8 protein-coding genes are annotated in these 6,140 nt (G+C 49.9%); 7 read left to right on the forward strand and 1 reads right to left on the reverse strand.

Annotation, left to right across the window (positions count from 1 at the left end; all coding sequences use genetic code 11):
* The 7 genes from AC2215_RS13325 to AC2215_RS13355 form a co-directional block, all read left to right on the forward strand.
* Positions 1 to 510: globin domain-containing protein (locus AC2215_RS13325; RefSeq protein ID WP_486810499.1), on the forward strand; the 510-nt coding region annotated here is incomplete at its 5' end.
* Between the two features lie 134 nt (positions 511 to 644).
* Positions 645 to 1,292: a cytochrome c3 family protein gene (locus AC2215_RS13330; protein WP_486810500.1), complete on the forward strand. Its 648-nt coding sequence runs from the start codon at positions 645 to 647 to the stop codon at positions 1,290 to 1,292.
* On the forward strand, positions 1,289 to 2,107 hold the full coding sequence (locus AC2215_RS13335; RefSeq protein WP_486810501.1) for a cytochrome c3 family protein: 819 nt from the start codon (positions 1,289 to 1,291) through the stop codon (positions 2,105 to 2,107). The genes AC2215_RS13330 and AC2215_RS13335 overlap by 4 nt, the downstream gene beginning before the upstream one ends.
* Before the next feature lie 109 nt (positions 2,108 to 2,216).
* Positions 2,217 to 2,900, forward strand: coding sequence for a Tll0287-like domain-containing protein (locus AC2215_RS13340; RefSeq protein WP_486810502.1), 684 nt, complete (start codon positions 2,217 to 2,219; stop codon positions 2,898 to 2,900).
* Positions 2,901 to 3,394: 494 nt separating this feature from the next.
* Positions 3,395 to 4,024 carry a hypothetical protein gene (locus AC2215_RS13345; protein WP_486810503.1) on the forward strand — a complete coding sequence of 210 codons (630 nt, stop codon included), beginning with the start codon at positions 3,395 to 3,397 and terminating at the stop codon, positions 4,022 to 4,024.
* Positions 4,025 to 4,056: 32 nt separating this feature from the next.
* On the forward strand, positions 4,057 to 4,521 hold the full coding sequence (locus AC2215_RS13350) for a thioredoxin domain-containing protein (protein WP_486810504.1): 465 nt from the start codon (positions 4,057 to 4,059) through the stop codon (positions 4,519 to 4,521).
* 44 nt (positions 4,522 to 4,565) lie between these two features.
* Positions 4,566 to 5,090 carry a globin family protein gene (locus tag AC2215_RS13355; RefSeq protein ID WP_486810505.1) on the forward strand — a complete coding sequence of 175 codons (525 nt, stop codon included), beginning with the start codon at positions 4,566 to 4,568 and terminating at the stop codon, positions 5,088 to 5,090.
* A gap of 460 nt (positions 5,091 to 5,550) precedes the next feature.
* On the opposite strand, the gene AC2215_RS13360 is transcribed toward AC2215_RS13355, so the two are convergent.
* On the reverse strand, positions 5,551 to 6,140 hold a 590-nt coding region (locus AC2215_RS13360; protein ID WP_486810506.1), incomplete at its 5' end, for a hypothetical protein.

Here is a 6,140-nt window from a genome sequence, read left to right on the forward strand (position 1 = left end):
GAAAATCTGCGCAAACCCGATGCCTTGGAAAACCCCCTCAAAGGATTGGGGGCGCGTCACGTACAGTATGGGGCGCTACCGGAACATTATCCCCTGGTGGGCAATGCGCTGCTGACGACATTCGAGCAGTATCTCGCAGACGATTGGACCCCTCAGGTGAAGCAAGCGTGGGTGGAAGCTTACGGGGCGATTACCGAACTGATGCTTTCTGGTGCCGATTACGACTCCAAAGTGGTGGAACTCGATTCGGTGGCGGCAGCGGAGGCAGAAGTTAACGAGATCCCAACCCAAACACCAGACACACCCATTGCGCAAACGGTAACGGAACCCGTCGCAGCCGAATTCAATTCGACGGCACCCACCCAGACCGTACCCAAAACCCCTACCGTGGCTGAAGTGGGTCTGCCCCAACCGGTCGAACAGCCCCCATCTTCGATGAATTTTGCCCTGTTTAGCGGTGTTTTTGGTGTCTTGGGGACGCTCGCCACTATCTTACTCCTGCTGGCTTGAGATCGCGCCTTCGCCAACGGACTATTTTTTGCCGGCCTTCCTCTCGAAAACCGATGACTCTCGAACAACGACAGACAAACTTAGCTTTTCCCCTTTCCCCCTGCCCCCAATTCCTGCGCGAAGGGCAATAACTCATGACCTTCGATATCGGCAAGCGGTTCAAACCCGGTAAATTTCTCAAGTCCAACCTCGCCATCATCGGTGTCGTCCTGATTGTTTTCGTGTGGCTGACGGCAGCGTTTGCCATGGATAAGCGCAGTGTCTTCCTTCCCGGAGAAACCTCGAACGGACATGTTCTGTTTGAAGAATCTTGCAGTTCTTGTCACGAAGGGTTCAAACCCGTCACCAACGAGACGTGCAATCGCTGTCACGAAGCGGAGATGGCAGAAGACAAACACGGTCAAAAGAAGTTTCGCGACCCCCGCTGGGCGGAGTTGTTGTTGGAGTTGGACGTGCTGACTTGTACGGCTTGCCACGAGGAACACGTGCATATGTTCGGGCGCGGGGTTCACTTGCAACCGGATTTATGTATGGCCTGTCACCAGGGGGTGATTGAAGGGGAGTTGGCCAGTCACGAGGGATTTTCCCCCGATGGCTGCTGGACGGCCGGGTGTCACAATTTCCACGATCATCGATCGATTTCCACGGGTTTCCTGCGCGAGAATCTCGACCAACCGAAAATGTTACCGAAGCCGGAACTACCGGAACGGGTTGTCGAAACCCAGCGAAAACGATCGCCGAAACCGGATTTAGAGGAAGAGTTTCTCGGAGGTGCGGCATGAGACGAGGATTGCGCCAACAACGATTGCATTTGCACCGGGCGCTGGTGCTGTTGATGATGACGATCGCGTTTTTCTTCCTCAATGGCATGGTTGCGGCCGCCCAAAATATCGATCGCGATCGCCTCGAGGAAATTCACCAACTCTGGAAGGGTAGCCCCCACGCCTTAAATGAGGTGAACTGTTCGAGTTGCCACCAAGACTCGGAAACGAAAGAACTGGTGGTCAATCCCACCCAAGAAAGCTGCCAAAGCTGTCACGAATTTGCCGTGGAAACCTTTTTGTGGGGCCAACACGGTATCCGCATCCACGAGGGTCTATCACCGCTGACGCCAGGGATGGCGCACTTACCGATGAAGGCCGAGGCGAAGAATAAGCCGATGAACTGCAACGCCTGCCATAACGTTCATTCCGTGGAGACGGTCACCGCTTCGGTGGATTCTTGCCTCACCTGTCATAACGATACCCATTCCCTGAACTACGAGAACTCCCAACACGCCAAACTGTTTGCGAAGGAGAAAAGACTCGACCGGCCCAGCTCCGAATCCGTGACCTGTGCTACCTGCCACTTACCCCGGCAGAAGGTGAACGGAAAAATATTAGTCAATCACAACAATACGTATACTTTGTTGCCGCGCGATCGCATGGTCAAAGAGGTTTGTATGAATTGTCACGGCGTTGAATATGCCTATAACAGTATCTTCGATGACGAGTTGGTGGAGGAGAATTTTGCTCGACCGCCAACTCTGGAAATGGAGACGTTCGATCTAGTGCGCGCACTAGAGGCGAAGCGGTCGGGTAAATCCGATCGTAAATGAGGACACTCCGCTAAATCTCACCCAATTTAGCGAGATCGTTCACTGGTTACGACCCACTGGTTACGACTTTGATTTCGGAATTAATTTCTTTAAAGAGGAAGAACGGAAAATGATAGCAATTAATCAATTGATGCGATTTCTTCGCCGCCTGAGAGCGCGGGTTGTCGCCATGACTGCCTTAGCAACAGCCATTTGCTTTACGGCTGTGGCTTGTGCTGGAGGTGGCGGTCCGGCTGCCACGAGTAGCGCCGATACGGCCAGTGCTGGCGGCATTGCCCCCGAATTGGTGGTGGACTACATCCATACGGTGTTGCTCGCCGACCGGACTGCTTACACCAAGCACGTCGTCAACCGCCTCACCATGTTGGAAGGAAAAGAAAAGGAAGATGGCGTGGTTGATGCGGAAGCCACCGAAGCTTGGCAAGATGCTGGTGGTATTCCCCTCCCCGCCCAAATGTTCCGCTTGGGTTCGGAAATTGCATCGGAAGACGGCACGTTTACCTATAACTTGATTTCGACTTGGAATATCAACGATAGCCACGCCCCGAAATCCGATTTCGAGAAAGTTGCCATGGAGTCGGTGAATGAGACGGGGGAACCCTACAAAGAATATCAGGAAATTGCCGGGAAGAAATACTTCTCTGCTTTGTATCCTGATGTAGCCGTGGCGGAAGCTTGCGTCACCTGCCACAATACCCACCCCGTTCACTTAGAACGCTATCCCGATAAAGAGTTTGAAATGGGAGACGTCATGGGTGGCGTGATTATCAACCTGCCTTTAGAAGGGGCATAATTTTTCGTCAATCCGCTGAGAGTTTCTGGCTTTCAGCGGATTATTTTTAAGTAATCAGTAATAACGCCATGTGCAACTTGTTTATCCAAAACCTGACCGCACGGGGGAATGGGGAATGGGGAATGGGGAATGGGGGATTTTTCGACTCGCTCACCATATGGCTTGGCAAAAAGAGCGCACACCGCGTTAATAAGTAATAAGTAATAAGTAATAAGTAATAAGTAATCGGTAAGAATTTTTATTTCGATATATCTGAGTTGGGAGTTAGAAAAATGCTTGAGTTGGGTTCAAATGTATATTCTGTTGCAAACGTCTGGTGGGGGGCTACGGCACGAATTTAAAAAAGATGGGTTTTTCCAAAAAATCATCCCCGTGCCGAACCTACCCGACGAAATCTAAGCTCTAGCGATCGCCCCCAGTACAGAAGAACTACATTTTTATTCAGTCTCTCTTCAAAGTTATTACTTATTACTTATCACTTATTACTTAAAACAATGAAGCCTAAATTTTCCACTTTAATTATCCTAACTTTTATTTGCGTGGTGCTACTGGCTCCATTTGCACTCAGTCCGCTTTACATTCCCAAATTACGAGAGAGTGCCTTTGATTTACATTTACTATTACAGGGCAACATTTACAAACAAATAACCGGTTATGTTTCCCTCGTTTTTGTGATTTTAGAAGTTATTTTTACTGCCCGAAAACGCGGAAGAGGTTGGCTCGTTAAGGTCACGCTGCCGGGTTCGATTCAGTTATGGCGGAGTTTGCATATTTTTCTCGGGGTCGGTTTACTCGCCACGACTTTAATTCATACGATTGGGACGACCGGAGTTAACTTTAATGCCATTTTTCTCTGGGTCTTTTTTGGCGTAACCCTATCAGCATTGGTGGGGGTTGTTGCCGAAACGGGTATTGTCGAATCGCCGCAACGCTACTTCTCCGTTGTCCCAGCACAACTGGGAAAAGCGGCAAAAGGTGGAATTTTGGCAAAAGTGACGGGCGTACCTAAAGGACAAATGATTCGCAGTTTGCGCTCGATTTGGTTGACAAGCCACATTATTTTAGTAAACGCTTTTGTTATCATGCTAGGGTTTCACATTTTCATAACATACTATTATGAATAGTATGTGCTTTAAGATTTTAAAATTAATTTTTAATGATTCAAAATCGAAATAAAATTAAACCTTACTTAATTGGGGCGATCGTCCTGATTTTTTCGTTCGTGACTTTTATCGCCACCCGTGGTGACATCGCAGTGACGGGTGTGGGTTCCGTTCGGGGTTTGGCACTGATGAAAGAAATGGCAGGCACATCGGTTCCTTACGAGGTCGCCATGGAAAGCGATCGACCGACGCTGATTGAATTCTACGCGAACTGGTGTACGACTTGCCAATCGATGGCTCCAGTTCTCGATGAATTGCATCCGAAATACAGTCAGGCGATCGATTTTGTGATGCTCGATATTGACGATCCTCAATGGATGTCCGTTCAACAAAAATATGGCGTAACGGGGGTTCCCCACTTCACCTTTCTCGATCGAAACCGACAAGTTGCCAGAACTGAAATCGGTCGAGTTCCAGAAAAAATTTTCGATCGGCTCTTAGGAGAGTTATCCTCTTAAAAGATAACCCCAGACTTCACCTAGCGTCAGGACGTAATTTTCAGATGAGTTTAAACGTCGAACTCTTAGAAAACAGTTTCGATCTAATTCGACCCCAGGCGAAAGAATTTTCGGCTAGCTTCTATTTCAAACTCTTTCAAGCCAACCCCGAAGTCGAAGCTTTATTTGAAAATACTAATATCGATAAACAACAGAAAAAATTAATTTCGTCTTTGGCATTAATCGTCGAAAATCTACGCAATCCAGAATCCTTAGAAGTCGCTCTCAAAAGTTTAGGTGCGTATCACGTTACAACGGGAACCCTCGATCGATACTATCCGTTAGTTGGAAAAGCCTTGCTCGATACCTTCAAAGTCTATTTAGGACCGCAATGGACGCCAGAACTCGCTCAAGCGTGGCTCGATGCCTACAATGCCATCTGCGAGCTAATGTTACAAGGAGCTGCCAATCCCGACATCTATCTCGAAACGGGATTATCCTTTTATGAATGGCTGGATTTGTACGGTGAGTCGAGTCCTTTCGTCAAAGAGGCGATCGCCATGATGACCAATTTTCAATACGGAAATTGAAGGTCTTGGATATCTGGTGGGAAAGGGGGAAGGGGAAGACACGGAGACGCGGGGACGCGGGGACGCGGGGAGGTGGAGAGGGGAGAAACGGGAGAAACGGGAGAATTGGGGGAATTGGACAAAACGGGAGCGCGCTGGCTCCCACTGTGTACTGTGATTGTTGTAGCCATGACCGGGGTACACAGTCCGATCAAACATGAGCGTATCTTTTCTCTTTCCCCCCCAGCCTCCCCTGCCTCCTCAGGCCTCCAAGGAGGGCAAAGCATTTGGATTTGTCAGGTTTCGTGGCAACCAAGATTAATCGCCCAAATGCTTGTGCCCCTACAGACCCTGCCTCTTAACGGTCGGCGTTCCCTTGCGTAGGCGCGCGCAAACTCGGGGTCCGACCTCTTACGCCGACGCGGGGTCCGACCGCTGCCCACGGTCACTTGTGCCCTAACCGATATGGCGACTGCTATATTTATCGACCCCCACGCGATCGCAAACTGGCTTCGATGTCGGCAATGCGACGGTGATAGTCTACTCGCAACCAGCCTTTGAGGGTTTCTTGCAAGCGATCGCCTTGGGGAGAAATATACTCGATGCGAGTTACCGGAATTCCTGATTGCTGGGTTTGGACGATTTCGACTTGCCACTGTCCGAAACTTCCCATGGGGCGATCGATATAGGTTTGCGGCCTCATCGCAGCCCTTCCCAAATTCAACCCCAAATTCGACTTCACATTCGAGTTAAAGTTCGGCAGTTGGGGTAATGCGGGCGACTTGCGATGCGATCGCCCTTCTGTTCTTTGGGCGGCTCGATTGGGCGAATTCGCATTTTCGATGGGTTGCATCGGTGGTATGGGGGGAGATGGTGGTAACTGTTGCGGTAGCGTTTGGGCAGTTCCTAACTGTTGCGGTAACGTTTGGGCGGCTCCTAACTGTTGCGGTAGCGTTTGGTCGGCTCCTAACTGTTGCGGTAGCGTTTGGTCGGCTCCTAACTGTTGCGGTAGCGTTTGGTCGGCTCCTAACTGTTGCGGTAGCGTTTGGTCGGCTCCTAACTGTTGCGGTA

The sequence above is a fragment of the Zarconia sp. genome, assembly GCF_057467645.1.

Bases quoted from the DNA above. Each gene is read 5' to 3' on its own strand.
- AC2215_RS13330 (WP_486810500.1), top strand. From the start codon at position 645: ATGACCTTCGATATCGGCAAGCGGTTCAAACCCGGTAAATTTCTCAAG.
- AC2215_RS13335 (WP_486810501.1), top strand. From the start codon at position 1,289: ATGAGACGAGGATTGCGCCAACAACGATTGCATTTGCACCGGGCGCTG.
- AC2215_RS13340 (WP_486810502.1), top strand. From the start codon at position 2,217: ATGATAGCAATTAATCAATTGATGCGATTTCTTCGCCGCCTGAGAGCG.
- AC2215_RS13345 (WP_486810503.1), top strand. From the start codon at position 3,395: ATGAAGCCTAAATTTTCCACTTTAATTATCCTAACTTTTATTTGCGTG.
- AC2215_RS13350 (WP_486810504.1), top strand. From the start codon at position 4,057: ATGATTCAAAATCGAAATAAAATTAAACCTTACTTAATTGGGGCGATC.
- AC2215_RS13355 (WP_486810505.1), top strand. From the start codon at position 4,566: ATGAGTTTAAACGTCGAACTCTTAGAAAACAGTTTCGATCTAATTCGA.